This is a genomic window from Candidatus Marinimicrobia bacterium CG08_land_8_20_14_0_20_45_22 (genome assembly GCA_002774355.1).
Taxonomy (GTDB): Bacteria; Fidelibacterota; UBA2242; order UBA2242; family UBA2242; genus 0-14-0-20-45-22.
In genome coordinates this window covers 1-25,179 of the sequence record PEYN01000073.1, presented here as the reverse complement: position 1 = coordinate 25,179, position 25,179 = coordinate 1, and the positions used below count along the sequence as shown (strand labels likewise).

Genomic DNA, 25,179 nt, shown 5'->3' with positions numbered 1-25,179 from the left:
AAACCGTTGAAAACTGTGAAAAAAAGAAATTCAGTATCCTATTGTTCCATTTGGATCTTTAAGGCTTCGGCTTTTTCAGGTTTCCACGCGATACGAAATCCGACGAAACCAATGCGGGCGACAGGCATAAACCGAAATCGGTCGGAACAACGCATTTCTTCTTTATTGTGATACCATGAGCCGCCACGTAAAGTTTTGAACATGCTTGTAGCGGGTCCTTGTGGTTCGAAGGAATTGGAAGACGCATAGTAATCGCTTTTGTAATTATCGTTGCACCATTCGTAAGCGTTTCCCGCCATGTCGTAGATGCCGAGATAGTTTGGCGGAAAATTTCCAACCGGAGAAGTTTTTTCCCATTTATCCTTTTTCCCTTTTCCGAAGATATTGGCTGTCGAGCGATCCATTTCGTTACCTGTCGGATATTGAGTCGATAATCCACCAGAGCGAGCGGCATATTCCCATTGCGCTTCAGTAGGTAAATTTCCGCCAACCCATTCACAAAAATCTTTCGCTTCGTACCATGTGATAAAAACGATCGGATGATCGTCAGCGCTGGTGGATTCCTGTTCAGGCATCTTTCGATGGGTGGCGATGCAAAACTTCTTGAACTGAGCGACCGTCACCTCGGTAGCGCTCAAATAAAAATCGTTTAAAGTGACTGAATGAACAGGCTTTTCGTCATCATCGCCGGTGTCGAACTGATCACCCATCTCAAAATTGCCTCCTTTGACGAAGACAGCTGGAATTTTCAGAGTTCCGATCAATATCGGACTGGATTCACTGGTTTGGTTTTTGGGAACGGTTTTGGGGAAACTGGCGGCTAAAAATGTGGCGGATGCACCGATTAAGATTAGAAGGAAGAACTGTTTTGTGGTTGAAATCAATCGAAGGTCCTCTCCCTAAATACGTTTTTAATCTATTGAAACTCCAAATAAAATTCAAGAAAAATTTCTATCATAATGCTAAAAGTTGGTTTAAAATCGAGTTTATTCGCTATAAAACCGAATCATTTTCGAAATTGAGCTCTGACAAACAGGACAAAAACCGTCAGTATTCCTTGAAAACATGATGCAGTCAAGAGCCGGTCGATAGAGTCCAGTCGATGAATACCCGGCGCCTTCGAAACATCCGACTTTTCCCCAATGTTTTTGATTTCGCAGAAACTGGGACTGATCTTTGGAATTTCTGGGTAGTTGATCGAAATCCGCTTTATCCCACGGTGTCGGTAGCGGCGTACCGGGTTCAACTAAGTTTAGCCATTTCAAATTTTCTGGATTCAGTAGCGCAGTTAAATTCGGTTCCCATGGTTCCACGTCAGGTGGATAAAAATCGTTGTAGGCGACAGCAGAGGAATAATATTCGTCACCCAGACCGCCGAATAGATGTCCGAACTCATGAACGAAGACATAATCCGGCAACCAAGCATCTCCAGTTGGATCGATGCGTGAGAAGCTAACGGAAAATTGATTGAAAATAGCGCCGCCTCCATATTTGGGTGAATTGAAAAGGATGCAGATAAAATCGTATGGTGCGTGAGCGGCAACATTGCGAATGATTTTATTTTCGGTCGGAAAGACATAGCGATCCAGATTTAACGTGCTGTAACTTAAACCGAATTGGGTATTTACATAGAAATTCAAAGCGGGATTATCAATGCCGGACTGTTCGGAAGAAGCCTCAATGTACCACACATTAAACCGGTCTTTCATCTCTGAAAATGGCTTGAAGGAGAAGAGGTCTTTCATGTAGTGGTCAACATCTCGGCGGAACTCGCGCATTTCTTTTTTTGTGTATCCTTCCGATAAAATCAGGAGATCAACTTTTTGGTGGGGATTTCCGGATTTTTGGTATGACTTGGCTTGGAATTTTTTTATCGGCACAAAACGTCTGATCCGTGCAGTTTCAGGATCGATGGTGTGTTTGAATTCTTCGATATATTCGTTCTTTCGATTCATGGAACTAAGAGTCAAAACGACCGGTTTTTTCGGAAGAGGAAACCTGACGGAGGCGTGAAATGTCCGGAAAATTCCTTCTGCGGCTTCATCGGTTGTTTGCCATTCATTGTAGATACTGCTGAAGCCTCTTGAATAGATTTGACGACCGGTTTGCGCATCTTGGATTACAACGCGATGCTCGCCGAAATTCATCGTGTCTAATAAATTTGTCAAGCTTCCCGCCCAACCGGGTTCCAAAATGATTTCATCAAGGCTGATGGTCGTTTGATTCTTGGTGCCTGTTTGGTAAAAATCGACTCGCATCGTTTCGTCTGTGAAATAATCTTCGAATCGGATAGAATCTGTTGAAGCGAGAAGATGACTGTTTAAAAGAAGCGATAATAAACACGCGATAATTTTTTTCATGTATTCTCCATATTCAACTATCCAAATTATTCATTATTGTTCAAGAATTCAATAGCCGTTTCCGATCGAGTGAGGAATAAATCCGTTTTTTTGAGTCGAAGGCGTTGATTAATTGAAGACCGGTGATTAAATTCCATCAATTTTATATCGAAACTATGATTTCTTTTATCAACGTTGATTGCACATTTGGGAAAAAAGCCGGCATCAAAAATGTCAACTTCACGATCAACAGCGGCGAGTTCGTTTTCCTGACGGGTCCTTCGGGCGCGGGGAAATCAACTATTCTCCGTCTGATCTATATGGACTTATTCCCAGAAAAAGGGAAGGTTTCCATTCGCAATTTTGACAGTTCGACGATTCGTAGTCACGAAATTCCGTTTCTTCGCCGCAGAGTTGGGATGATTTTTCAGGATTTTAATCTGCTTCACGATCGGGATGTTTACGAAAATGTTGCCCTAAGCCTCCATGTTTCCTATTATAAAACCCGCGAGATTAAAAATCGTGTTTACGAAGTACTGAATCAGGTTGGATTGGGACATCGCGTTCATTTTTATCCGTCGGAATTGTCTGGTGGCGAGCAACAACGCGTTGCCATTGCCCGCGCAATTATCAAAGATCCGGTCGTACTTCTTGCTGACGAACCGACGGGAAATCTGGATCCGCGCGTGAGTCTCGAACTCATCAACCTTCTCAATAAAATCAATCAACGGGGAACCGCCATCATCGTTGCGACGCATAATTACGCACTGATCCCGAGAATCCCCAACGCCAGACTATTTCAAATGGAAGAAGGAGAGGTAACGAAAATCACATGACGGTTCTCTGGTTCTTAATCAAAGAAGGATTTCGGGGGCTTGCGCGCTCAAATTATAGTAGTGTGTTCTCGATCGTCATTATCACGCTTTCCATCATTTTGCTGGGATTTGGATATGTTGCCGCAAGGGACACGCTTTTCTTAGTCGATCATGTCCGCGCACAGTTTGACGTCGATATTTTTCTTCATTCGTCTGCCACTCCGACAGAAATCGATGCGTTCGGACAGATGCTTGCCGAGATGAATCAGATTCAAAGCATCACTTATATCTCGCCGGACAGTGCCGCCGAACGGTTCAAGCAGGAGTTCGGTGAAGACATTTTTGATATTCTGGATTACAATCCCTTACCGCCGTCGTTTACGATTCGACTAAAGCCGGAATTTCGAAATTTGGCCAGAATGGAAGAAATATCCGGAATCGTTTCGGGCATTTCATTGGTTGATGAAGCCAAATACAGGAAAAATTTTCTCATTCTTCTCGAGAAGTACCAGCGATATACGCTGACGACGGTTTTCACGGTTTTCGCGTTTTTAACATTGATTTCTATTCTTCTTATTTCCAACTCGATTAAGATGACGATCGTAGCAAGACGCGATGTAATTTCTACAATGAAATTGGTTGGTGCGACAAATAATTTTATCCGTGCGCCGTTTTTGATTGAAGGAACTTTACAAGGATTTATTGGTGCCATGGTTGCTTCGATTTTCATCGCACTCGTTTTTTATTTTTTAAACAATTATCTTCAAACAATCATTTCTTACCGCGCGATCGTCAGTTATCGTTTCTACGCAGGAATCATCCTCTTTGGTGGTGCTTTGGGATTGATTGGAAGCACGCGCGCTATCCGCAAATTCCTAAAATAAATTCATTCAAGGTTGGACAAAATATTGGAGTGGAGCGGGGTAAAAGTTGCGCGTCATTTATCTTGGATTAACAGGCGCTAAAAATTAAATTCGGCTGACATGAGAAAACATTACAGGACGGTGGATATTCATAACGAACGCGAAAAGGCTGTGTTAAAAGCAGTTGTGACGGATTTTGTACAAACGGCTTTGCCGGTCAGTTCAAAGCAGGTTCAGGACAAATATATTTCAGACATCAGCTCGGCAACCATCCGAAATGTTATGGCGGATTTGGAGGAAAAAGGATTTCTCATCCAGCCACACTTTTCCGCAGGTAGAATTCCGACAGATAACGGATATCGCCAATACGTCAATTCGATTGTTCACTTCTCGCTGGTACACGAAACCGCGCGACGAGTCATCGAAACGGAACTGGCAGAAGCTTCATCGGACATGTTGTTTATCATGGAAAAAACTTCGCATCTGCTCAGCGAACTAACTCAGGAACTTGCGGTAGTAGTCGCTCCGAAAATCACACAGGGGATATTCGAGAAAATCGATCTGGTTTCTATTTCCAGCGATAGGATTCTCGTCGTAATTCAAATCCGCTCCGGTCTAATCCACACAATCGTTTTGGATATAGCCACGGAAATCAAACCGCATCGTCTTCCACTTGTCGTATCAATCTTGAACGAACGATTGTGCGGTGTTCCATTGCACGAGATCATTGACACAATTGGGGAAAGGTTTTTCGATTTGACTGATGATAAGATCGTTAGCGTTCTTGTCAATAAAGCACCCAAAGTTTTTAACTTTAACGAACCGAATGTTGCCAAATTGTCCGGTACGCCTCATCTCATGTCTAAACCCGATTTCACGGATGTCGCAAAACTTGGGCAAATTATGTCCGAGATCGAAAATGGAACGATAATTGCCTCCATTTCCGCGAACCGAAAAGGGAAAACAGGAATGTGCATCTCCATCGGTTCGGAGAATGAAAACGATTCGCTATTTGATTTCTCGGTGATCACGAAGGACTATTACATTGGCGACGCTACAGGATTGGTTGCCTTGTTAGGTCCCAAGCGGATGAATTATCTGCAGACGATCCCGCTGGTAGAATTCATGGCGGATCAGGTGACAACAATAATGAATGAGAAGAGGTAAAATGGACGAGCAACAATCGACCGAACAGGTAACACCGATTGATAAAGAAAAACATCGGAAGAAAGCGCTAAAAGAAGCGGAACAAAAAATAGAGGAATTAAACAAACAAATCGAGACGCTTTCCCGTGATCTCGAAGATAGGGCAAAAGAGTTGGCTGAATCGAAGGACAAATATCTGAGACTCGCCGCAGAATTTGATAATTTTCGGAAACGCCAGGAAAAAGAAATTGGACAGATTATCGAATATGCCGGTGAAGATATTCTCCGAAACATTCTTCCAGTTCTGGATGATCTCGAACGTTCCATTAAGGCTAAGGCGGAAACGGAAAATATGACAACTCAATCTATGCAAGACGGTCTTGAACTGATCTATAAAAAATTTCAGAAAATTCTTTCCGATCTTGGTGTTCAGCCAATCGATTCGCTAAACCAGTCATTCAATCCGGATATTCATCATGCTGTGATGGCGCGCGAGGAAAAGGATGCTAAACCGGATATGGTGATCGAAGAATTTGAGAAAGGATACAATTTTAAACAACGCGTGTTGCGATACGCCAAGGTTGTGGTGAGTAAGTAGATATGGCGCGAGACTATTACGAAATTCTGGGAGTGAACCGCAGTGCGACGCCGGATGAAATCAAAAAGGCGTATCGGCAAATCGCGATGAAATATCATCCGGACAAGAACCCTGGAAACAAGGAAGCAGAAGAAAAATTCAAAGTTGCGGCTGAAGCCTATTCGGTCTTGACTGATCCTGAAAAACGGAAAATGTATGATCAGTATGGTGAAGATGGTTTGAAAGGCAGTGGATTTGGCGGTGCGTATGGTTTTGATCTTTCCGATGCGCTAAGAACTTTTATGGAAGGTTTCGGTGGCTTCGGCGGATTTGACGATTTTTTCGGTGGTGGAGATCGTCACAGCCGACGCTCGTCTTCTCAATCCGGAAGCGATCTGAAAATTAAAATTCCGCTGACATTGGAAGAGATCAACACGGGTGTCAACAAAAAGATTAAAATCAAACGATTAGAAATCTGCGAGCAGTGTGGCGGAACCGGCGCAAAACCAGGCACCTCGCGACAGACCTGTCCGGTTTGTAAAGGAACCGGTGAAATTCGTGAAATTTCCCGATCGATCTTTGGACAAATGGTAAACGTCCGGCCATGTTCCAACTGCCGAGGCGAAGGAACTATCATTGAGCATCGATGTCCAGTCTGTGGCGGCGAGGGAAGAATTAAGGAGACTAAGGAAATTTCAATTGAGATTCCGGCGGGCGTCAGCACCGGAAATTATAAAACGATTCATGGTGGAGGAAACGCCGGCTATCGAAAAGGTGTTAACGGTGACCTAATCGTTATATTTGAAGAAAAACCGCATGAGTTTTTTATCCGAAATGAAGACGATGTGCTGATTGATCTCTGGATTCTCCCATCTGAAGCCGTTTTGGGGGCAGAAATCGAAGTACCAACGTTGAGCGGTCGCGTTAATCTGATGATTCCATCGGGAACACAACCGGGAAAATTGCTCAGATTGAAACATAAAGGAATTCCGCATCTCAATCACTCGGGACGAGGCGATCAGATCGTGCGCATTCAGATACGGGTACCTGATAATTTGACGGAAAAAGAGAAAGAAATGTACAGGGAAATTGGTCGGTTTGAGATGAAAAAAATCCATAAAGAGTCTCGGTATAGTAAGATTCGATATTGATACGTGATTGATGAGGAAAATTTTTATTTATAGTTTTTTCATTTTAAGATAAAAATGCTAAATTTGACACGCCAAGAGCGATTGGTAATTCAGTTTTTAGTTTTGTTTTTTCTCATAGGTACTGTGATTCACTTCTACAAAGTTAAAACGGGGAAATCCGATGAAACGATGATAAAGCGTCAGACAAGTGAAACGCGTCAGTTTCGGGAAATGTCGGAACATATCGATTCTCTTTATGCCGCAAGCGGTTCGAAAGAAGTGTCAAAATCGCACAAGAAATCAACAAGTAAAAAAGCGGTAGTAATTAATCGCCCCGTCAAAGTGAACACTGCATCGAAAGAAGAATTGATGTCGCTTCCCAAAATCGGATCGGTTATTGCCGACAGCATCATTAATTATCGTCGTCGAAACGGAAAATTCAGTACCATGGGTGATTTGTTAAAGGTAAAAGGTATCAGTCAAAAAACTTTGGATAGAATAAAAGGAGAGGTTGCAATTGAGTGAAGTAAGAATAATCGGAAAAACCGTTGAGGAGGTTCCGGAGTACAAGCCAACTCTTGTAAAGATTCTAAATATCATCGCCGTTATTTTTGCTTTTTGTGTCGTTCTTGTCATCTATATTCCAAACTCTATTTGGAAAGATGAAGACGCCGTTCGCGCTATATCCAGAAAGCGCATGGTCATTTTGAATGAAGTCGAAAAATTTTATAAACAGATGACGGGATTCTATCAAAATGATCCGTTGTTGGCGATGAAGGTGTTAACGGCGGTTCGCGACAGTACGCGCGCCGATAGTAATTTCTTCGGAGAACAGGTTGTCAAATTGCCGGAAGGTAGATTCGCATTGACTGTTCCGAAGAATTTCTACCTGACTTTCGATACGACTTTTTCATTTGGCTACTTTAAAAAAGATACGATTTATGATACGACCTATCAAGTTCTTAAATGGAACGAAGAGATGTTGACCAATGATACGGTTTATGTCCTTGCCGACAGATACCGTGAATTGCGGAAATCTGATTCGAGTTTTCGGAAGGCTTTAGGCTCTGAAAATAGCACGCGAGTCCAAATCAATCGCTATTATCGTCCGTTTTACTTAGATACAACTTTTGCGTACAGTCCGTTAATTAAGGAACTATATCAGATTTCAAGCGATACCAGTAAAGTCAGGATTCAGGATCCTTTGAAGGGAGAATTTAAGGAAAAACGATATTTGTTCTTTGCTTTCAAAGACACGTCAGCGGGCTATATAGAAAACGATGAAAAAAGCTGGAAAGACTAACGATCTTTTCTTCTAGAAAGAAGAATTAATGCTTTGTGCTAGTTTCTCTGAACAGTTCGTACGTTTTGGTCAATTGATCAAACAGGAGAACGCTTTTTCTGTAGAAGTTATCGGGAAAAGGCCATTATCGGTTCCATTTAATGAAAGACTGGTAGATAATCCGAATGCCGTACAGTCAATCGAATCTGTTCTCTCGCAGATTCGGGCTGACTTGCCTGTTCCGGAAAGGCATCTTTCTATTTCAATTCCTTCAGCTTTTTTCAATATTTCTATAAATGATCTAGATCCCGACATGAACGACACGGATGTAGAAAATGCTCTGGATTGGGCTTCGCGCACACGTCTCGGAAATATCACCGACAAGAAATTTACCCAGCATTATCCCCTCTCGACAGCCGAACAAAACCTCAAACGGTATCTGACGATTTCATACTTCAAGGAAGTGGGAAAAATCCTGTTCAGCGCCGCTCAGCCCGCAGGGTTCAATATCGACTTGTTGGATATCAATATTTTCAGTGCCGCAAACGCGATCGAGCAAATCGTTCAGCCAAAGGCTAAAGATAAATGGGCCGTTTGGTTGGTAGATGAAAACCGTCACAGTTTATTGATCGTCGATTCTGGTGAGTTCCAAAATTACGCGGATTTCCAATTTACCGGTGAATCGGAATATACATTGCTAAGTTCCGCTAAATCTGACGTTCACCTTGATTCTATCATTTCCGAATTAAGTTCGCTGAGATCGTTCGCTATCGAATCATTAAGTTCGCTGGACCAGTTATATTTTTACTCCAACGATGTTGAGTCGGACTTTTTCAATATGCTCGAAACCTACGAGGTTGCCAATCTATCGATAGTCGATCCGTTCAAAAATCTAAAGCCGATCGAGCAATATAAAAACGACGGCGACGGCGTCGGAGCCATGTGTCAATTCTCCGATGTAATGGGACTTATTCAGCGTCGCATGTCCGGGAGGAATCCATGATTCGGCTAAATCTTGCCACAAGTCCCGGTTATCAGAATAGCGAAATATTTCTGCAAATGCCGGATGTTGAAAAATCCCCGACGCAGGAGAAACCAGTTGTTTCAGCCACCGAAATCCAACCGTCAGTAAATACCGGCGAAGATGTTTTTGCGAAAGCCGAAAAGAACCTCGATTTGATCGAGCAAGCCGAAAAGGGAGAATTTGTTCCGAAACACACGTCGGTTCCGCCGAAAAAGAAGTCGGAAATTGTCTCCGTTAAAACTCACCGTGTCAGACGGGTGGTTTTTCGGTATTTGGGTTATCTTATTTTGATTGGAATCATCGGCGCCGGATTTTGGGGCTATCGGAGTGGATTTTACAAACAAGTAGATTTTTCGAGAATTGCGTCATTTTTTATAGAGAAGTTTAGTCGCGCGAAAAAAACCGAACTTGCGGATAAAACTCAAAATGTCGCCGAATCAATCCTGACGGTTCTTCCATTTACACAACCATCTGATAAAGATGAAATCGCACCGGAATATATAAAAATGATCATCGCAGGTAAAAACCGGCTCGATTTTACTCGGAGAGTTCTGGAAAATTTACCGCAAAATTCCATCCTTCAATATTTGTATACAAAGGATAATTCAGTCACTTTTATCATGAATATTCGGACTCAGCAGGAGTGCGACGTTTTAAAGAGCGCTCTTGAAGGAACTTCACAATTTGTCTCAACTGAAGTTTTCCGTATTGAACCGGATCTGTCAGTAGGGACGCATCCCGTGCGACTGACGGCGATTGTTAAATTTCAGGAAGATACAGCGAGGAGTGGGAAGTGTTATCGTTTTATTGATGATATAAAAACATCTCAAGTTATTTTCGTCGCTGGGAAGAGGTCAATGATTTCACTGTCACCTTTGAAAATATTTAGCGCCCCTTCGCCGGATGTTCGGATGGCGCAAATTAATGGCGGCGGAACATACGCTACAATCGCAACATTTTTTGATGAGTTGCAAAAGGTTTATGTTAATTGCGGGATAGAGGATATTTCTATTCACCAATCAGCGTCCGATTCATTGCAGAACAATCCTTTGAATATGATCGTTGACGTCCAGATATTCCCGCCGCGGGCGTTATGATTCGTATCATTGCTGGTTTTTTTAAAAGCCGACATCTGAAAACCGGAAAAGATCGAACAATTCGTCCAACTCAGGATAGGGTGAAAGAAACCATGTTTTCCATTCTTGGAGATATCGAAGGACAACGCGTTGTAGATCTCTTTGCCGGTACCGGAAACCTCGGGTTTGAAGCGATCTCACGTGGTGCAGTTCATTGTACTTTCGTCGAAATAAATAGACAATCCATCGAAATTATCCAGTCCAATGCGGCTGAACTTTCCGTTCTGGAACAAATTGATATTTTAGACATGGATGCTATCCGGTTTTTAAAGAGTTCGGAGGGCGCAGATATTTACTTTGCAGACCCGCCTTACCGATTTCCAAAATTGGAACAACTCTTCGATTCGTTTCTTCAACTTCCCGAGGGTACAACTGTCGTTTTAGAAGCGGAAAAAGAGTTGGCCATTCCATCCAGTATTCAATCTAAACTGACCTCGCGGCGTATCATCGGCGAGACCAGTCTCAATTTTATGAGAGTGTAAATGAAAATAGCCATTTATCCGGGCACATTTGATCCAATCACCAATGGTCATCTGGATATTTTAGAACGTGCATCGGCGATTTTTGATCTTGTTTACATTGCGATTGCCGTGAATGTCGATAAAAAGCCCGTTTTCACGGTTGAGGAACGTCTCGAAATGATCCGAAAAACGACCGAGAAATTTGATAACGTTCGCATCGATCATTTTACGGGGTTAGTGGTAAATTACGCCAGTAAAGTTCACGCTTCGGTAATTATTCGTGGACTCCGAGCTGTTTCAGATTTCGAATTTGAATTCCAGATGGCGTTGACGAATCGTCAGTTAAATGAGGATATTGATACGGTTTTTTTGATGCCACGCGTCGATTACACTTATCTAAGTTCCAGCACGGTGCGGGAAATTGCCAAATTCGGAGGCGATGTCAGCCAGTTTGTTCCGGAGTATGTTAAAAACGAATTGTATAGTAAACTGAAAGAGTAATCAATGAAATTAATCGAAAATGTCCGGGAAAAAGCCAGGCAAACTCATAAAAGAATTGTACTTCCGGAATCAATAGATGAACGCGTTCTTATCGCCGCCGCAACGTTGAAATCCGAAAAAATCGCAACGCCGATTCTAATTGGCAATCCAAATAGCATCAACCAAATGGCTGAGCGGATTCAAATCTCTTTAAAAGGAATTGAGATCGTTGATCCGGTATCATCCAATCGCTACCGCGAATTTGTTGATACGTATTATGAAAAAAGAAAGCATAAAGGAACAACGCTCAGCGATGCGGAAAGTATCATGACTAATCCGACATTTTGGGGCGCAATGATGGTCGAGAAGAATCTTGCAGACGGTTGTGTTTCCGGAGCAATCACAACGACGGGAAATGTCTTGCGCGCGGCGCTTCAGATCATCGGCACAAAACCCGAAACGCCAACGGTTTCCAGTGATATTTTGGTCATTTCGCCGAATACGGAACAAATCTGGAGCTTTGCGGATTGCGCGGTTTTGCCAGACCCGACGGCTGAACAACTTGCCGATATTGCTATTGCTACAGCCGAAACGCATCGGAAAATTGTCAAGGAAGAACCTCGTGTTGCCATGCTTTCATTTTCGACCAAAGGAAGCGCTAAACATCCTCTTGCAGAAAAAGTTTCGATAGCGACGGAAATCGTCAAGAAAAAACGTTCTGATCTGCTGATCGATGGTGAATTGCAACTTGATGCCGCCATTGTTCCGAAAGTGTGCGAGAAGAAAGCGCCGGGAAGCCCAATCGCCGGTAATGCGAATGTATTGATTTTTCCCGATCTGGGTTCGGGAAACATCGGTTACAAACTGACTCAACGGATCGGCGGTTGCGAAGTGATCGGTCCGATCATCCAAGGGTTAAAGAAACCGATGAATGATCTTTCGAGAGGTTGCAGTGCGGAAGATATTGTCAACGTCTCGGCAATTCTTTGTAATCTTGCTTAGAAAGTCTGAATTATGCCTACTTATGAATATGTTTGCGATAACTGTGGATATGAGTTTGAAAATTTTCAAAGTATGTCGTCCGAGCCATTAACCATCTGCCCAAAATGTGGAAAAGCTACCGTTCACCGTCGGATCAGCGGAGGCGTTGGATTGATTTTTAAAGGTTCGGGATTTTATATTACGGATTATGCTAAGCGACATAGTGAAACAAATTCTTCTGCTGGAAGCGAACCGAAATCGACCACAGTGGGGAAATCCAAAAAAGCCGGAAAAACGGAACCAAAGCCTGTCGCTAATACGGAAATCAAACCCTGATTGCCATCTTTCTAAGGATAATCTAAAGCCCTCTTCGTGAGGGCTTTTTTATAAATGCACCTATTCCGCGATTCATCCGAAGATGATCCGTTAAAACTACAAAAATGCCGGAACTACTTCGCAGTATCGGATTTTTCGGCTCGGTCTTTCTTTCGATAGAGAATAGCAATCGGAATGACAACGATGTAGCCGATCAATAAAATAATCGGCGCTACGGTCAGCGATTGAAAACTGTAGGTACTGCCTTTTGCCATGACGATATAGCCGAAAATGATGGCAAGCAGTCCGATTCCAAAAATCAGATAATTCCTACTGGTGAAAGAAAGGCTTTCGACGAAAGAGGATTTTGGCTTTAATTTTTTCCCGACGAAAGTTGACTTAGACTTTTCTTTAACTTTAACCATTGCGCCCAAATTTAATAGGCTGTCGTCATTTGACCAACAGAAATTTCCTTAGACGCTCTGTTCTATTGCATTAACCTTCACGATCGGACGACCGAAGACGACATGTACTGTTCTAAATGTCATTTATTTCTCATTGAGCGGAGTGAATTTTCCGTCGTTTGGAATGAAATTCGCAACGGGAAAGGTTCTTGTTGAATGAAAATTCTGGTTGTGGAATCGGCTTAAAACTGTGAAATTACAAACAGTATAGACGGAGTTTGAAAATGTTGACACGATTAAGTATCGAAGTAGATCGTTCCGAACTGGCGGAATTTCGGGAAGTTATGGATAAACTGACGCAGAATAAACCGACGGTCGAAATTAAAGTGAATCCATATCTGCGGAGTATTTGTAGGCAGATATTAAAGGAAATCGATCGTTGGGAAGAATTTAAAAAAGAGCGAATGTGAAATTATCACGTAGAAATCCATTGATATTTAAAATGAGATTTGTAAATTTGCTGTTGATATTTTTTGTAAGGATTTCTCGAATATGGCTGATGGAAAAATAACTGATTTTGGGAGTGACGAAAGTTGCAAAAGTTATCTGATTTCTAAATTCGACGATCTTTTACAGGGTATCAATAATTTATATGGGAAAGAACTCATGGAAGAGCTCTTTAAACGGCTGGAGAAAACAATCGCCATCTTCAATCAAGACGTCGAGTCGCTTATGAAACAACTGAAAGATTTCCCCGCATCGGAAACCGAAAAAGGGTTTGACGCTTTGAAGACTGGATTGGAAGATACAGCACCGGGAGAAACCTCGCAAAATGAATGGTCGCGGCATCTGTTTGACTAACCGAAAGAACATGGTAAAAAAGTAAAATATGGGAGTTTGGAATGAAAGAGTTGATTAAGACGATCATGATTATCTTACTTGTTGTCGTCTCTGGCTACCTCGTTTATCAAATGAATACTATGGAGCAAACGCTGGCCACGTTGGATGTTAAGGATTCGGTTCGCATTGTTACTATTGAACAATTCGATCATGGTTTAAATGACCTTGAACTTCAGTTTATCGGACGGGGAAAACACATTCAGCAGTTCCAGGTTGACCTACAACAAATGAACAATAGGCTGGATGAAAGCGAGAGAAATTTTGAAGCGAAATTGGACTCGACCAATCTGGCCATCAATGAACTGCGCTCAATGACTGAGTCTCAGCTGGCGAATCTGAAGACTGATCAAGAATCTCTCGGCGACAGAATTACCAAATTGCAAAGAAATACCAACCAATCTGTTATGGATTTACAAACGGCTCTGACCAAAATCAATCGAGATTTCAGCGATTTGGAAAAAAGAGTCAAGATTTTAGAAACACCTCCGGTTGAAGCGACCAAAAAGAAATAAAAGGGGGTTCTAAAACATCAATCAAGCATCCGTCATTCTTTAAATTATATTGACTGGCGGATGCTTTTATTTTTGGAGGGCGGAGAAATGAAAAAATTAGCGTGGCTTTTAACTGCTTTTTTACTGGTCTCCTGTGGCGGCGGCAAGGAAGCCGTCAAAAAAGAGACTCCAAAAACTTTTCCTCAGAGAACGACTCAACAGACGACGGTGAATCCTCAACTGCGAACCCAAACGAAAAGTATCTCGCCAGACTCGTTAGCAAAATTGCTGTCGAAGAAACAAACTCCGGCCGTGAACGTTTCTCCGACCGTAAAACAACCTATTGTCAAACCCGACACGAGCGCAGTCAAATCCGATTCTCCGAAGCGGCCGGTTGAACTTAAACCAGTTCAAAAAGACACCACAAAAACCGCAACCACTTCAGTGACACCTCAACCACCAGCCACAGAAAAGGTCGTTGCTCCCGGAACCGTAAAAATTCCGGTCAAAGCAACATCTACTTTTATGCCCATAAAGGGTCAGATTTTACATTTTCTCAATATGACATTCGATGATATTTTCTTTGAACGCGGCGAATGGAAATCTCCGAGCACTAAGCTCAATGGCAACTATATGTTGACACTGAATAAAATCGTCAAGATACTGAAAAGCGATGAGAGTTTGCATCTTCGGATTACTGGGTATGCAGATAATGATGGCGCCTCAGATTTCAATCGCGAAGTCTCTGAGAAACGTGCCGTCGTAATCGGCAATCGGATTCTTGATTTTTTCCCGCCTGACGATCAAATCATCATAGGAAACAGAATCGAGATCAAATCGGAAGGCGACAGCAAGCCGCTTGTCGAAGGTGCGAAGGGTCCATCATCTCTCAATAGGCGAGTGTCGTTTGAACTGTTTGATGGAACAGTCGAAGGAAAGACGCTGATGGAATGTCTAAAAACCGAACAGGAGCAATTACCAAAACCCGGTCCCATCGTGGTGGTTCGACCTGCTTCCGATGTCATATTGCGGCAGGAAAAACTATACGCCAACGCCAGTCATCTGATGGAAAGTAAAAAATACGATATGGCAATGCCGCTTTTTGAGCAAATTGTCAAGATCGATTCATCCCATCCGCTCGCAGACAATGCGCAATATTGGATTGGTGAAGCATTTTTCAGTATGAAAAATTATCAAGACGCTCTATCGGCGTTTATGAAAGTTTTCGGGCTGGGTGATCGCAACAAAGAAGCCTATGCACAGTTGCGCATAGGATTTTGTTACCTAAACCTTGACCAATCGACAAAAGCGGTCGATGAATTTCAAAAAGTGCTGAAGAATTATCCATCGGCGAAAGAAGAGGTCAGGAAAGCACGAAGCGCCCTCGCTAAACTTCAATCAAAATAAATTTTCGTTTATTCGTTTAATCGCATTTTAGTATGAATCCGAAGGACCAGACGAAAATGGGAATAGTTTTTACTTGGGATTCGGGTTGTGCCGAGAGGGGGAATCGAACCCCCATGGACCGAAGTCCGGCGGATTTTGAGTCCGCTGCGTCTACCAATTTCACCACCTCGGCAAAAAGCGTGATAAAGTTAAGTTTTTGGGAAATAAAAACAAGGGAAAACTCGATCTAACAATAAGGGAGGAAAAATGACTGCTGTTACGTTTCAAACCATTGCGGAAATGTTTATCATAAACACGGACAGGTACGCGACAAAACCCTGTTACGGCTACAAAGAATCAGGCGTTTGGAAAGAATTGACATTTGCTCAAGTTCGGCAGATTGTTGAAAAAATGGCTGGTGGGCTTAAATTGCTCGGCATTCGACCTGGCGAGCGCGTAGGGATTGTCTCGGGAAACTCCCATCTTTGGGCGATGGCGGATTACGCGACGATGTGCTCGCGCGGCGCTTTAACCACGATTTATCCGACTCTGACGGCTAAACAAATGAAGTGGATTGTCCAGCATTCCGAATCACGATTTTTATTTTGCGGAGATAAAGATCAAGCCGATAAAGCTCTCTCCATGATCGATGAAATTAAACATGTTGAGATGGTTATCGTTCTCGACGACACACAGATGAACCACCCGAAAATGATGACCCTGAAGGATTTGATTAAACTTGGAGAATCTTACAATTCATCGCATCCGGAAGAATTCAAGGAAGATGTTCAGGCGATTGGTCCGGATGATCTTTTGGCGTTAATTTATACTTCCGGTACGACCGGCGAGCCCAAAGGCGTGATGCTGACGCATGGAAATCTTGCCTCGAATGTAGAAGGAGCGTTGAGAGTTCTATGCGCGGATAAAGAGGACGTGTTTTTATCTTTTTTACCGCTTAGTCATATTCTTGAACGAATGGCGGGACACTTTCTGGCGACATGGGTTGGCGCGAAAATCTGCTACGCCGAAAGCATCGAAAAAGTAGCGGAAAACATGTCGGAAGTGCATCCAACATTGATGATCGCCGTGCCCCGTTTTTACGAGAAAGTCTATACCAAAGTCATCGATAATATTTCAGTCGCATCATCCATCAAACGGAACCTTTTCTGGTCGTCGATTAAAGCCGGTAAAAAAGTCGTCGATCTTCGTAAAAATAACGGAAAGGTTGGCGCGTTGCTTGGAATGCGGTTGAAAGTAGCGGAGCAGTTGGTTTTTTCAAAATTGAAAGAAAAAGTTGGCGGAAAGCTACGCTTTTTTGTGTCAGGTGGAGCACCCTTAGCCAAAGATATCGCCGAATTTTTTAATTCAGCGGGAATCTTCATTCTCGAAGGATATGGGCTTTCCGAAACTTCGCCGGTCATCTCTATCAATCCGTTAGAGAAAAACAAGATTGGCACTGTCGGTGTTATATTGCCGAATGTCGAAGTGAAAATTGCGTCAGACGGTGAAATTCTCACACGTGGTCCGCATGTAATGAGAGGATATTTCAAAGATGAAGCCGCCACGAAAGAGGTTATGGACGATGATGGCTGGTTCCATACGGGCGATATAGGGAATTTAGATAGCGATGGATATTTAAGTATCACCGACCGCAAAAAGAACATCCTCGTTACGTCCGGCGGTAAAAACGTCGCGCCGCAACCTATGGAAAACGTTCTCGCCACATCCAAGTGGATTGAGCAGATCGTCGTCATCGGCGATAAACGCAAGTTCGTTTCGGCGATGATCGTTCCGGCATTTTCCAACCTTGAAGCGTGGGCGAAGGAGAAAAACCTTCAGTACCGCGATCGCACGGAACTGACTCGTTTGCCGGAAGTGAAAGAGTTGTTTGACCGTGTCATCAGCGAGTCAATGGAAGGATTTGCGCAATTCGAGAAAGTGAGAAAATACGTCATTTTACCGGATGAATTTACGATTGAAAGCGGCGAGTTGACGCCGTCTCTGAAAGTCAAACGAAATGTCGTTGAAAAACGCTACGCAGAACTAATCGATCATTTGTATCAGGAATCGGAAGGATAGTGAAGCAAACGTATGAGCAAGTGGGCGTCAGCATTTCCGCTGGTGCGTCTGCGGTCTCGCAAATCAAGGAAATCGTTCGCGGCACGTTTCAACCGAACGTTCTGACCGACATTGGATTATTCGGCGGTTGTTTTCAATTTCCAACCGACGCGTATCAGCATCCCGTTTTAGTCGCGAGTACCGATGGTGTCGGCACGAAATTGATCATCGCCAACATACTGAATCGGCACGATACTATCGGGCAGTGTCTGGTAAATCATTGCGTGAACGATATTTTGACGACGGGCGCGACACCGCTCTTTTTTCTTGATTATATTGGAATGGGGAAATTAGAACCGTCGATCGTTAAAGAAATTATTTCTGGAATGGCAAAAGCCTGCCGGGAAAACGAATGTTCGCTCATCGGAGGCGAGATGGCGGAAATGCCCGGAATTTATCAGGTCAAGGATTACGACCTCGTTGGAACAATTGTTGGTGTTGTTGATCGGCAGAATTTGATGACAGGTAGAGTAAAAAAAGGCGATCTGCTTCTGGGTTTACCGTCGATGGGTTTACACACCAATGGGTTTTCGCTGGCGCGGAAAGTGCTACTTGAAAAATACCGAATCGACGAGTTCGTCACTTCTTTGGGGACAACTGTCGGCGACGCGCTTCTCCGGATTCATCGTTCTTATCTGAAACCAGTTAGATCGCTTCTTCAAAATGCGGGACTTCATGCAATCAGTCACATCACAGGCGGCGGAATTGTCGGCAACACATCGCGGGTGCTTCCGGAAGATTTGCGGCTCAAGATCAACTGGAAAGCATGGGACTGGCTACCGATATTTCAACTGATTCAGGATGCGGGTGAGATCGAGACGGAAGAAATGCGGAAGGTTTTCAACCTCGGTATCGGGATGATTTTAATTGTAGATCGCGGTTCGGCGGATTCCATTACAGAAAACCTGAACGCTTCTGGAGAATCTGTCACTCTTGTCGGCGAGGTGATCGAAAAATAAAAAAAATGAGAATGAAATCATGCCATTTAGATTGAAATCGAAATCAGTAGCAGTTCTTGGCGCCGGAAGTTGGGGAACAACGGTTGCAATCCATCTTTATAACCGCAAACATATCGTCCGATTGTGGGAATATTTCTCTGAAAATGTCACTCTAATGAACCGCACGCGAAAGAATCCACTTCTCGAAGGTATCCCGATTCCGAGTGAAATTCCGATTTCTAATCAGTTGGATGAAGTTATTCAAAACGTTTCTTTCATTATTATTGCCGTTCCGTCCCAGACGGTTCGTTCTCTACTTGAAAAAATGAGAGGAAAAGTATTAAAAGACGTTATCATCATCAACCTTTCCAAGGGCATCGAGCGCGGAACATTGAAACGGATGAGCGAAGTCATTCGCGAGGTTTTGGATCATCCCACGGACAAGATCGTTACGCTTCACGGACCGAGCCACGCGGAGGAAGTTTCCCGCGAAGTCCCAACAGCAGTCGTCGCGGCTTCGACATCGCCAGAGTCAGCGCAGGCGGTGCAAAAATTATTTATGTCGTCCTATTTTCGTGTTTATACCAATTCGGATATCGTTGGTGTTGAAGTTGGTGGCGCGATTAAAAACATCATCGCCATCGCTTCGGGGATTTGTGATGGAATGAATCTCGGTGACAATTCCAAAGCCGCATTGATCACACGCGGTTTGCTTGAAATTACACGCATCGGCATGATGCTTGGCGGAAAGGAAGAAACATTCGCCGGATTGAGTGGCGTTGGTGATCTGATTGTCACCTGTGGAAGCAAACACAGCCGAAACCGATATGTTGGTGAAGAGATCGGCAAAGGCCGAAAACTCAAGGATATTCTTGCCGGAATGACAATGGTGGCCGAAGGCGTTGAAACTTGCCAAACGGTTCACGAAATGGTTTCAAAATATGGCGCTGTCATGCCAATCTCCGAAGAAATTTACAAGGTGCTGTTTGAGAATAAAGATCCGCACCTTGCCGTTCATCACCTCATGAATCGCGATCCGGTAATGGAACGGCACTCAATCCCGAAAAAATGATCCGAAAATTATCGCATCTTTTTACTGCGTTCTGGATTTTTACTATTATCTTGAACGCCCAATCCTTTCAACCGGTGAAGAGAGCGGTTCCAATGCCGGGTCCAGCGCAACATTGGGATTGCATTCCGACGGTTCGATCAATTAAATCTTTACAAAAACCGGCGTCCGGCGACACGACATTTTTTATCCGGGAAAATATCTTTGCATCGTCTGTCAATCTCATTGAAATTGCATTTTACAAAAAGTATGTTGGTTCCGGCATGACGGTTTATGTCGAAACGAACGAATATGATAACGGTCACGTGACTGACGCCGACGTCCAAAAGGTCGTCAACGCGATGTTGTTTCAAACACCAATCGGGAGCATTCACCCCGAGTTGGGTATTTTACCGAACGAGACTGCAATTTTTGGACAGACGCCGGATATCGATCAAAACGGGCGGCTTTTCATTCTCTTGATAGATATTCGTGACGATTACAAAGAAGGTGTATCGGAAACTTACGTCGCCGGTTATTTCGATCCGCTGGATCAGATCAATTCCGGCTCCGGGAAAGGCAACCGCGGCGATATGATTTATATCGACACGAATCCGGCGAACGCGGGCGAAAACTCGACGCTCAACACTGTGGCGCATGAGTTACAGCATCTCATCCATTTCCGGTACGATTCGAATGAATCAACCTGGCTGAATGAAGGATTTTCGGAATTGGCTCCAAGGCTTCTCGGTTTTCCATCACGTTCATTTGCACATTTTTTAAGCGATACCGATCGACCGTTGAATAATTTTGATGATTCGATCACCGATTATTCCAAAGTCGCACTCTGGTCATTTTACATGTACCGCCGGTTTGGTATGGAAATGATCGGTGAAGTGACGCGTGACGGGACACGGCGTTCGCTCGACAGTTATTTATACTATCTTCATATGCACGGTTATCCGTCGATGACAAGCGAGGATTTGCTGACAGATTGGTACCTTGCCAACCTGCTGAATGATAGTTCTATCGATGACGGTCGATACGGATATGGCGTTGAAATTCCAACGGTCACATCCGGTTACTTTAGTTCTAATTTTACGGAAGGGGAAATCATTACTGAAAATCTTCATTCAGGTGCAGCCGAATATGTTCAATTTTATTCCGGCAAGGATATCCAGTTCAACATGACGCACAGTTCCGACGATCAACTTCATATGGCCGTTGTTAAACATACCGTCGTTCCGGACATCGAAATCATCGATCTGAATGGTACGGATTTCCAGTATTCCGACCCGGATTTCGGATACGGTTATGAAAAAATCTCATTCATTCCGTTTTCGACATCGCTTCTGGCGCAGGACGATCCGATCACATTCAACTTTTCCGCAGATGGAATTGGCGGAACGACCGAAACGGAAATCGCATTTGACGGCGATTCGACAAGTTTTTATATAATATTGAATGGAGCGGAAGCCGCCGAGCGGTTTGTGATGCCTTCAGCTGGTGGCAAACTCAAAGGAATTAAAGTTCATTGCGATAGCGAATCGCCCATCACCATCCGACTTTATACATCGGCGTCATCTTCTTATCTTGCCGAATGGAAGAATCTTACACCCTACGCTGAATCATGGACACGGTTCGATTTCGGTGATGTGGAATTTCCTGAAGACTCGACAAAATTTATTCTTTCCGTTTCCAGTTCTGATGCCGAACAAGCGCTGGGATACAGTCACACGAAAGATGGAACCGGCAGAGCACTTTTAAAAGAATCCGGTGGTGTTTTTATCAGTTTGGCAAATTATTCCGTCGGTAGTGAATTGCTGACAGGTGACTGGCATATCCGAGCGATAGTCAGTGAACCATTGAATTTACCGCCGGAAATTTCAATTGAGCCGGATTCACTTTATTTGTGGCAAAATGATTATTCGGGCAGTTTCACAGTGCGAAACGGTGGAACACAGGCTTTGGAATGGGAAATCGCCGCCGATGTGCCAACATGGCTTACCGTCGAACCGGATGAAGGTGTCGTGACGACTTCCTGTCAATCGGTCGATATAAGCATCGATCGAAATATTTTGCCGACCGGTATTAACGAATTCACTATTCCGATTCAATCAAATGGCGGTTCGGATACGCTATTCTTATCTGTTCTTCAACGTAATTATGAAAAATCACAGGCTGTCGTAATTCCAGCCGCTACGGATTTTTCAAATCAGATCGGTCGTCTACAGATGACTCTTTTTAATATCGGAATTGGCGAGTCGGAGTATAAATTTACCTCGCAGTCGCCTGTTTTGTACTTTTCACCCGCGTCTGGTGTTGTTGGGAAAAACGATACAGTTTCTGTCGAGGTTTTTCTCGATCGGGAAGCGCTGAGCGATCGGATTTTACCGTTTGGTTTTTTTGACGGTGTTGATACGCTCAATATGAATTTGACATATTCAGGTGATCTGCATACGAAGCTTGGAAAATTGACCATTTTATCGCCGATGCCCAATCCGTTTATCATTTCAAGAAATAGTCAATTAGCTATTCCTATTCGGTTGCCGAACGATCATCCTGCGGAGTTGAAGATTTTCGACATCAGGGGATATGAAATTCGAGCGTTTCCGTTTTCTTCCAGCAACGTTGGGTTGAATGTGACATATTGGGATGGAAAAGACCATTTGGGCAAATGCGTCTCCTCCGGGATTTATTTCCTGTTCCTTAAGCAAGGAACTGACATGATCCGGCGAAAATTCATTGTCCTTCGGTAAAATCGGCAAATTTTTTTCAAAGTTAACCTTTCATCATTTTCTGGCGTCTAAATGCATGTGTTTTGAAAATTGAACATAACTTCAAAAAAGGCGACACCCTCGCTGAATATCGAATGAAAGGAAATTGTATGAAAGTCATGGGTAAAATTGGAATGCTTCTGTTTGTCATAGCGATCTTCGCATCGTTTTCGTTCGCTCAAGGCAGTTACCATAAAAATGGCGGAGCGTTGGCTGAATTAAAACTCACCGATCAACAAAAGAGCGACATCGAAAAACTCAGGATCGATCAGCAAAAAGAAATGGTCACGATCAGAGCCGAACTCAAGAGAGAGAATCTCGATCTTTTAAAACTCTATAAAGATGACAATCCTGCCAAAGAAAAAATCAAGACTCAATTGGACAAAATCAGCAAAATTGAGCTGAAAGTCGATCAATTGCACGTTGACCATCAGTTCGCTGTCATGGATAAATTGACGCCCGATCAGAAGAAGATTTTTATCAAACACATGGGACACAAAGGAGGTGGCATGAAAGGTGAAATGAGACCGCCGATGAGGAGAAAACCGTTTGACAGGGAAGATCGTCCCATGCATGACAGAAAAGATAATGTGGAAGGTAAAGGTTTCGATAAGAAAAGATGTGATTAGGAGTGAATGTCCAGTTGTGAAGTCTGAGGGATTGAAGAAAAACTAAACTTCCATTTGCCTCTCGATAATATTAAAAGAGCCGGTCACTGATCGGCTCTTATTCGTTCAGATAGTCGCCGAAAACCCCGACTATTGTAGCAACAGAAGAATTCGAATATTTTACCTTTGATTTCCTGTCCTTTGAATTGTAAGTTTCCAAAGTCAATTTGATGATTGGTACATAACAGGATGTATGGACGAAAATAAACGACAGGAAATAATTTTCCACCTTGGACAGTGGATGCAAATCATCCGGGCTCGCGACCAAGGCAAAACCTTGTTAATAGAAGGGTTCCTCTTTTCCGGCGTCACACTGAGAGAAGCAAGAAGACGATCGAGACGTCTTGTTCGTTCCATACAAAGAAAATCGTCGGACGGTATCGATGTTTTTATCGTTAGACCGGTCATCAAATCGGCTAAAAGACCTTCGATTCATTTGACCTTGTTTCTGGCGACAATTGTCACGACAATTCTCGCTGGCGCAATGATGGAAGGCGTCAGTCCGTTCAAGAATTTTACTCAGATTTGGAAAGGGATTCCTTTTTCCGTGACGTTGATGCTGATCCTCGGCGTACATGAGATGGGACATTTTTTAACTGCGAAGAAACATCACGTCGATGCGACATTGCCTTATTTCATTCCGGCGCCAACACTCATCGGAACGTTCGGCGCGTTTATCAAAATGCGTTCGCCGGTCCGAAATCGACTGGCGTTAGTCGAAATCGGCGCCTCTGGTCCGTTTGCGGGATTTATTGTTGCACTACCGGCTTTGTTCATCGGATTGTCACTTTCGACTGTGACCAACATTGCTAACGCTGGCGGCATTCAACTGGGTGATTCTCTTTTAATGAAAATTGCCACGGCTATTCTCTATCCCGGATTGACCGAAGTGCAAGATATCATGTTGCATCCGGTCGCCTTCGCGGCTTGGATCGGAATGCTTGTCACAATGCTGAATTTGTTGCCAATCGGACAATTGGATGGCGGTCATATCGCCTTTGCGCTTTTGGGTGATTGGTATCCAAAAGTTGCGTACGGTTCGCTTGTCGCTATATTGATTCTGGGAATTTTTTCTGCCAACTGGATCGTTTGGGCGGCGCTCGTCTTTTTTCTCATTCGCGTCAAGCACCCGCCGATAATTGACGATCATACGCCGCTTTCCCGTCGTGAAATCACCATTGGTATTATTGCATTAGCAATTTTTATTCTTACATTTATTCCAATGCCTTTTCGGACTTAAATCCCCGTAAATATGAATCATAATTTGACTGCTTTAAGAAAACAGCTGAAACGTAAATTGTTTAAACGCCAAACCACCCAAAATAAGGCAATATTATCGGTTATTGCGATCGTGCTTGTCATGCTACTTGCCGCCGGTTTTACCGTTCTCAATTTGCCTGTTTACACGGAAAATGCCCGGAAGGTCATCACGATTCCAAAGGGAACAAGTCTTTCCGGAATCGCGAATTTGCTTGCCGAGAAGCGGATTATCGACTATCCGCGAGGTTTTATTCTCGCCGCCAAATTGATGTTTCGAAGCAAATCTCTACGTGCAGGGCGGTATCGCTTCTCTGATAATCGAACGTATCTCAGTTTGGTTAGAACGTTGTCCGATAACACTATTCAAACCGTCCGAATCACGATTCCGGAAGGATATCAGGCGAGAAATATCGCGGCATTGTTAAATCGGCAGATTGGTCTGGATTCGCTCGAATTTATGCGAAAAGTAAACGACGCGGCTTTTACAAAAGATATGAATGTTCACGCGCCGAGTCTCGAAGGTTACCTTTTTCCAGATACTTATGACTTCAGCAACTCAGAAATCGCCGATGATATTTTATTGACGCTGGTGGAACGTTTTAACGACGTCGTGAACGACACATTGCTGAAAGCGATCAAA

The 25,179-nt window shown here is 43.5% G+C and carries 26 protein-coding genes, 1 tRNA gene and 1 pseudogene; 24 read left to right on the top strand and 4 right to left on the bottom strand.

What is annotated here, in order from left to right; genetic code table 11:
- Positions 1-38: 38 nt before the first annotated feature.
- Both COT43_04655 and COT43_04650 read right to left on the bottom strand, forming a co-directional pair.
- Positions 39-884 carry a hypothetical protein gene (locus tag COT43_04655; protein ID PIS29156.1) on the bottom strand — a complete coding sequence of 282 codons (846 nt, stop codon included), beginning with the start codon at positions 882-884 and terminating at the stop codon, positions 39-41.
- Positions 885-986: 102 nt separating this feature from the next.
- Positions 987-2,360 carry a peptidase M64 gene (locus tag COT43_04650; protein ID PIS29155.1) on the bottom strand — a complete coding sequence of 458 codons (1,374 nt, stop codon included), beginning with the start codon at positions 2,358-2,360 and terminating at the stop codon, positions 987-989.
- A 155-nt stretch (positions 2,361-2,515) separates the two neighbouring features.
- Between COT43_04650 and ftsE the strand changes: the two genes are divergently transcribed.
- The 13 genes from ftsE (at position 2,516) to COT43_04585 (ending at position 12,570) form a co-directional block, all read left to right on the top strand.
- On the top strand, positions 2,516-3,175 hold the full coding sequence (ftsE, locus tag COT43_04645; protein ID PIS29166.1) for a cell division ATP-binding protein FtsE: 660 nt from the start codon (positions 2,516-2,518) through the stop codon (positions 3,173-3,175).
- Entirely contained in the window at positions 3,172-4,038 is an 867-nt protein-coding gene (locus COT43_04640; protein ID PIS29154.1) for a hypothetical protein, read from the top strand. Before ftsE ends, COT43_04640 begins: the two co-directional genes overlap by 4 nt.
- A gap of 99 nt (positions 4,039-4,137) precedes the next feature.
- Positions 4,138-5,184: a heat-inducible transcription repressor HrcA gene (gene hrcA / locus COT43_04635; GenBank protein ID PIS29153.1), complete on the top strand. Its 1,047-nt coding sequence runs from the start codon at positions 4,138-4,140 to the stop codon at positions 5,182-5,184.
- Positions 5,171-5,761 (top strand): nucleotide exchange factor GrpE, encoded by a 591-nt coding sequence (grpE, locus tag COT43_04630; protein ID PIS29152.1) that lies wholly within the window; start codon positions 5,171-5,173, stop codon positions 5,759-5,761. Before hrcA ends, grpE begins: the two co-directional genes overlap by 14 nt.
- 2 nt (positions 5,762-5,763) lie before the next feature.
- Complete coding sequence (gene dnaJ / locus COT43_04625) at positions 5,764-6,891, top strand: molecular chaperone DnaJ (protein ID PIS29151.1); 1,128 nt, start codon at positions 5,764-5,766, stop codon at positions 6,889-6,891.
- A 54-nt stretch (positions 6,892-6,945) separates the two neighbouring features.
- Positions 6,946-7,395, top strand: coding sequence for a hypothetical protein (locus COT43_04620; GenBank protein ID PIS29150.1), 450 nt, complete (start codon positions 6,946-6,948; stop codon positions 7,393-7,395).
- Positions 7,388-8,173, top strand: a complete 786-nt coding sequence (locus tag COT43_04615) for a hypothetical protein (GenBank protein ID PIS29149.1) — start codon at positions 7,388-7,390, stop codon at positions 8,171-8,173. Before COT43_04620 ends, COT43_04615 begins: the two co-directional genes overlap by 8 nt.
- Positions 8,174-8,201: 28 nt before the next feature.
- Positions 8,202-9,155 carry a hypothetical protein gene (locus COT43_04610; GenBank protein PIS29148.1) on the top strand — a complete coding sequence of 318 codons (954 nt, stop codon included), beginning with the start codon at positions 8,202-8,204 and terminating at the stop codon, positions 9,153-9,155.
- Positions 9,152-10,273 carry a hypothetical protein gene (locus tag COT43_04605; GenBank protein ID PIS29147.1) on the top strand — a complete coding sequence of 374 codons (1,122 nt, stop codon included), beginning with the start codon at positions 9,152-9,154 and terminating at the stop codon, positions 10,271-10,273. The genes COT43_04610 and COT43_04605 overlap by 4 nt, the downstream gene beginning before the upstream one ends.
- Positions 10,270-10,794, top strand: a complete 525-nt coding sequence (gene rsmD / locus COT43_04600; GenBank protein ID PIS29146.1) for a 16S rRNA (guanine(966)-N(2))-methyltransferase RsmD — start codon at positions 10,270-10,272, stop codon at positions 10,792-10,794. The genes COT43_04605 and rsmD overlap by 4 nt, the downstream gene beginning before the upstream one ends.
- Positions 10,795-11,274: a pantetheine-phosphate adenylyltransferase gene (locus COT43_04595; GenBank protein ID PIS29145.1), complete on the top strand. Its 480-nt coding sequence runs from the start codon at positions 10,795-10,797 to the stop codon at positions 11,272-11,274.
- Positions 11,275-11,277: 3 nt separating this feature from the next.
- Positions 11,278-12,255, top strand: coding sequence for a phosphate acetyltransferase (gene pta / locus COT43_04590; GenBank protein ID PIS29144.1), 978 nt, complete (start codon positions 11,278-11,280; stop codon positions 12,253-12,255).
- Between the two features lie 12 nt (positions 12,256-12,267).
- Positions 12,268-12,570: an FmdB family transcriptional regulator gene (locus COT43_04585; GenBank protein ID PIS29143.1), complete on the top strand. Its 303-nt coding sequence runs from the start codon at positions 12,268-12,270 to the stop codon at positions 12,568-12,570.
- 179 nt (positions 12,571-12,749) lie between these two features.
- Here the strand turns inward: COT43_04585 and COT43_04580 are convergent.
- Positions 12,750-12,872, bottom strand: a pseudogene (locus COT43_04580) (DUF3098 domain-containing protein).
- A gap of 365 nt (positions 12,873-13,237) precedes the next feature.
- Here COT43_04580 and COT43_04575 point away from each other — a divergent pair.
- From COT43_04575 to COT43_04560, 4 genes are all read left to right on the top strand, one after another.
- Entirely contained in the window at positions 13,238-13,423 is a 186-nt protein-coding gene (locus tag COT43_04575) for a hypothetical protein (protein ID PIS29142.1), read from the top strand.
- An 82-nt stretch (positions 13,424-13,505) separates the two neighbouring features.
- A complete protein-coding gene (locus COT43_04570; protein ID PIS29141.1) occupies positions 13,506-13,814 on the top strand; it encodes a hypothetical protein in 309 nt (102 codons plus the stop codon).
- Between the two features lie 41 nt (positions 13,815-13,855).
- A complete protein-coding gene (locus tag COT43_04565) occupies positions 13,856-14,365 on the top strand; it encodes a hypothetical protein (protein PIS29140.1) in 510 nt (169 codons plus the stop codon).
- A 60-nt stretch (positions 14,366-14,425) separates the two neighbouring features.
- Positions 14,426-15,751, top strand: coding sequence for a hypothetical protein (locus COT43_04560; protein ID PIS29139.1), 1,326 nt, complete (start codon positions 14,426-14,428; stop codon positions 15,749-15,751).
- Between the two features lie 85 nt (positions 15,752-15,836).
- Here COT43_04560 and COT43_04555 read toward each other — a convergent pair.
- Positions 15,837-15,923, bottom strand: a tRNA-Leu gene (locus COT43_04555).
- A gap of 74 nt (positions 15,924-15,997) precedes the next feature.
- Between COT43_04555 and COT43_04550 the strand changes: the two genes are divergently transcribed.
- The 7 genes from COT43_04550 to COT43_04520 form a co-directional block, all read left to right on the top strand.
- The gene (locus COT43_04550; protein ID PIS29138.1) at positions 15,998-17,809 is read left to right on the top strand and encodes a long-chain fatty acid--CoA ligase; all 1,812 of its coding nucleotides are present in this window, start codon (positions 15,998-16,000) and stop codon (positions 17,807-17,809) included.
- Complete coding sequence (locus COT43_04545; GenBank protein ID PIS29137.1) at positions 17,809-18,807, top strand: phosphoribosylformylglycinamidine cyclo-ligase; 999 nt, start codon at positions 17,809-17,811, stop codon at positions 18,805-18,807. The genes COT43_04550 and COT43_04545 overlap by 1 nt, the downstream gene beginning before the upstream one ends.
- 19 nt (positions 18,808-18,826) lie before the next feature.
- Positions 18,827-19,858, top strand: a complete 1,032-nt coding sequence (locus COT43_04540; GenBank protein ID PIS29136.1) for an NAD(P)H-dependent glycerol-3-phosphate dehydrogenase — start codon at positions 18,827-18,829, stop codon at positions 19,856-19,858.
- The gene (locus COT43_04535) at positions 19,855-22,593 is read left to right on the top strand and encodes a hypothetical protein (GenBank protein PIS29135.1); all 2,739 of its coding nucleotides are present in this window, start codon (positions 19,855-19,857) and stop codon (positions 22,591-22,593) included. The genes COT43_04540 and COT43_04535 overlap by 4 nt, the downstream gene beginning before the upstream one ends.
- A gap of 128 nt (positions 22,594-22,721) precedes the next feature.
- Entirely contained in the window at positions 22,722-23,240 is a 519-nt protein-coding gene (locus COT43_04530; GenBank protein PIS29134.1) for a hypothetical protein, read from the top strand.
- Between the two features lie 232 nt (positions 23,241-23,472).
- Positions 23,473-24,519 (top strand): hypothetical protein, encoded by a 1,047-nt coding sequence (locus COT43_04525; protein ID PIS29133.1) that lies wholly within the window; start codon positions 23,473-23,475, stop codon positions 24,517-24,519.
- 12 nt (positions 24,520-24,531) lie between these two features.
- Positions 24,532-25,179, top strand: a 648-nt coding sequence (locus COT43_04520; GenBank protein ID PIS29132.1) for a hypothetical protein, incomplete at its 3' end; no start/stop codon positions are given.

Excerpts from the sequence above, each read along its gene's own strand:
- COT43_04650 (PIS29155.1), bottom strand. The coding sequence starts at position 2,360 with ATGAAAAAAATTATCGCGTGTTTATTATCGCTTCTTTTAAACAGTCAT.
- ftsE (PIS29166.1), top strand. The coding sequence starts at position 2,516 with ATGATTTCTTTTATCAACGTTGATTGCACATTTGGGAAAAAAGCCGGC.
- COT43_04640 (PIS29154.1), top strand. The coding sequence starts at position 3,172 with ATGACGGTTCTCTGGTTCTTAATCAAAGAAGGATTTCGGGGGCTTGCG.
- hrcA (PIS29153.1), top strand. The coding sequence starts at position 4,138 with ATGAGAAAACATTACAGGACGGTGGATATTCATAACGAACGCGAAAAG.
- grpE (PIS29152.1), top strand. The coding sequence starts at position 5,171 with ATGAGAAGAGGTAAAATGGACGAGCAACAATCGACCGAACAGGTAACA.
- dnaJ (PIS29151.1), top strand. The coding sequence starts at position 5,764 with ATGGCGCGAGACTATTACGAAATTCTGGGAGTGAACCGCAGTGCGACG.
- COT43_04620 (PIS29150.1), top strand. The coding sequence starts at position 6,946 with ATGCTAAATTTGACACGCCAAGAGCGATTGGTAATTCAGTTTTTAGTT.
- COT43_04610 (PIS29148.1), top strand. The coding sequence starts at position 8,202 with ATGCTTTGTGCTAGTTTCTCTGAACAGTTCGTACGTTTTGGTCAATTG.
- COT43_04605 (PIS29147.1), top strand. The coding sequence starts at position 9,152 with ATGATTCGGCTAAATCTTGCCACAAGTCCCGGTTATCAGAATAGCGAA.
- rsmD (PIS29146.1), top strand. The coding sequence starts at position 10,270 with ATGATTCGTATCATTGCTGGTTTTTTTAAAAGCCGACATCTGAAAACC.
- COT43_04595 (PIS29145.1), top strand. The coding sequence starts at position 10,795 with ATGAAAATAGCCATTTATCCGGGCACATTTGATCCAATCACCAATGGT.
- pta (PIS29144.1), top strand. The coding sequence starts at position 11,278 with ATGAAATTAATCGAAAATGTCCGGGAAAAAGCCAGGCAAACTCATAAA.
- COT43_04585 (PIS29143.1), top strand. The coding sequence starts at position 12,268 with ATGCCTACTTATGAATATGTTTGCGATAACTGTGGATATGAGTTTGAA.
- COT43_04575 (PIS29142.1), top strand. The coding sequence starts at position 13,238 with ATGTTGACACGATTAAGTATCGAAGTAGATCGTTCCGAACTGGCGGAA.
- COT43_04570 (PIS29141.1), top strand. The coding sequence starts at position 13,506 with ATGGCTGATGGAAAAATAACTGATTTTGGGAGTGACGAAAGTTGCAAA.
- COT43_04565 (PIS29140.1), top strand. The coding sequence starts at position 13,856 with ATGAAAGAGTTGATTAAGACGATCATGATTATCTTACTTGTTGTCGTC.
- COT43_04560 (PIS29139.1), top strand. The coding sequence starts at position 14,426 with ATGCTTTTATTTTTGGAGGGCGGAGAAATGAAAAAATTAGCGTGGCTT.
- COT43_04550 (PIS29138.1), top strand. The coding sequence starts at position 15,998 with ATGACTGCTGTTACGTTTCAAACCATTGCGGAAATGTTTATCATAAAC.
- COT43_04540 (PIS29136.1), top strand. The coding sequence starts at position 18,827 with ATGCCATTTAGATTGAAATCGAAATCAGTAGCAGTTCTTGGCGCCGGA.
- COT43_04535 (PIS29135.1), top strand. The coding sequence starts at position 19,855 with ATGATCCGAAAATTATCGCATCTTTTTACTGCGTTCTGGATTTTTACT.
- COT43_04530 (PIS29134.1), top strand. The coding sequence starts at position 22,722 with ATGAAAGTCATGGGTAAAATTGGAATGCTTCTGTTTGTCATAGCGATC.
- COT43_04525 (PIS29133.1), top strand. The coding sequence starts at position 23,473 with ATGGACGAAAATAAACGACAGGAAATAATTTTCCACCTTGGACAGTGG.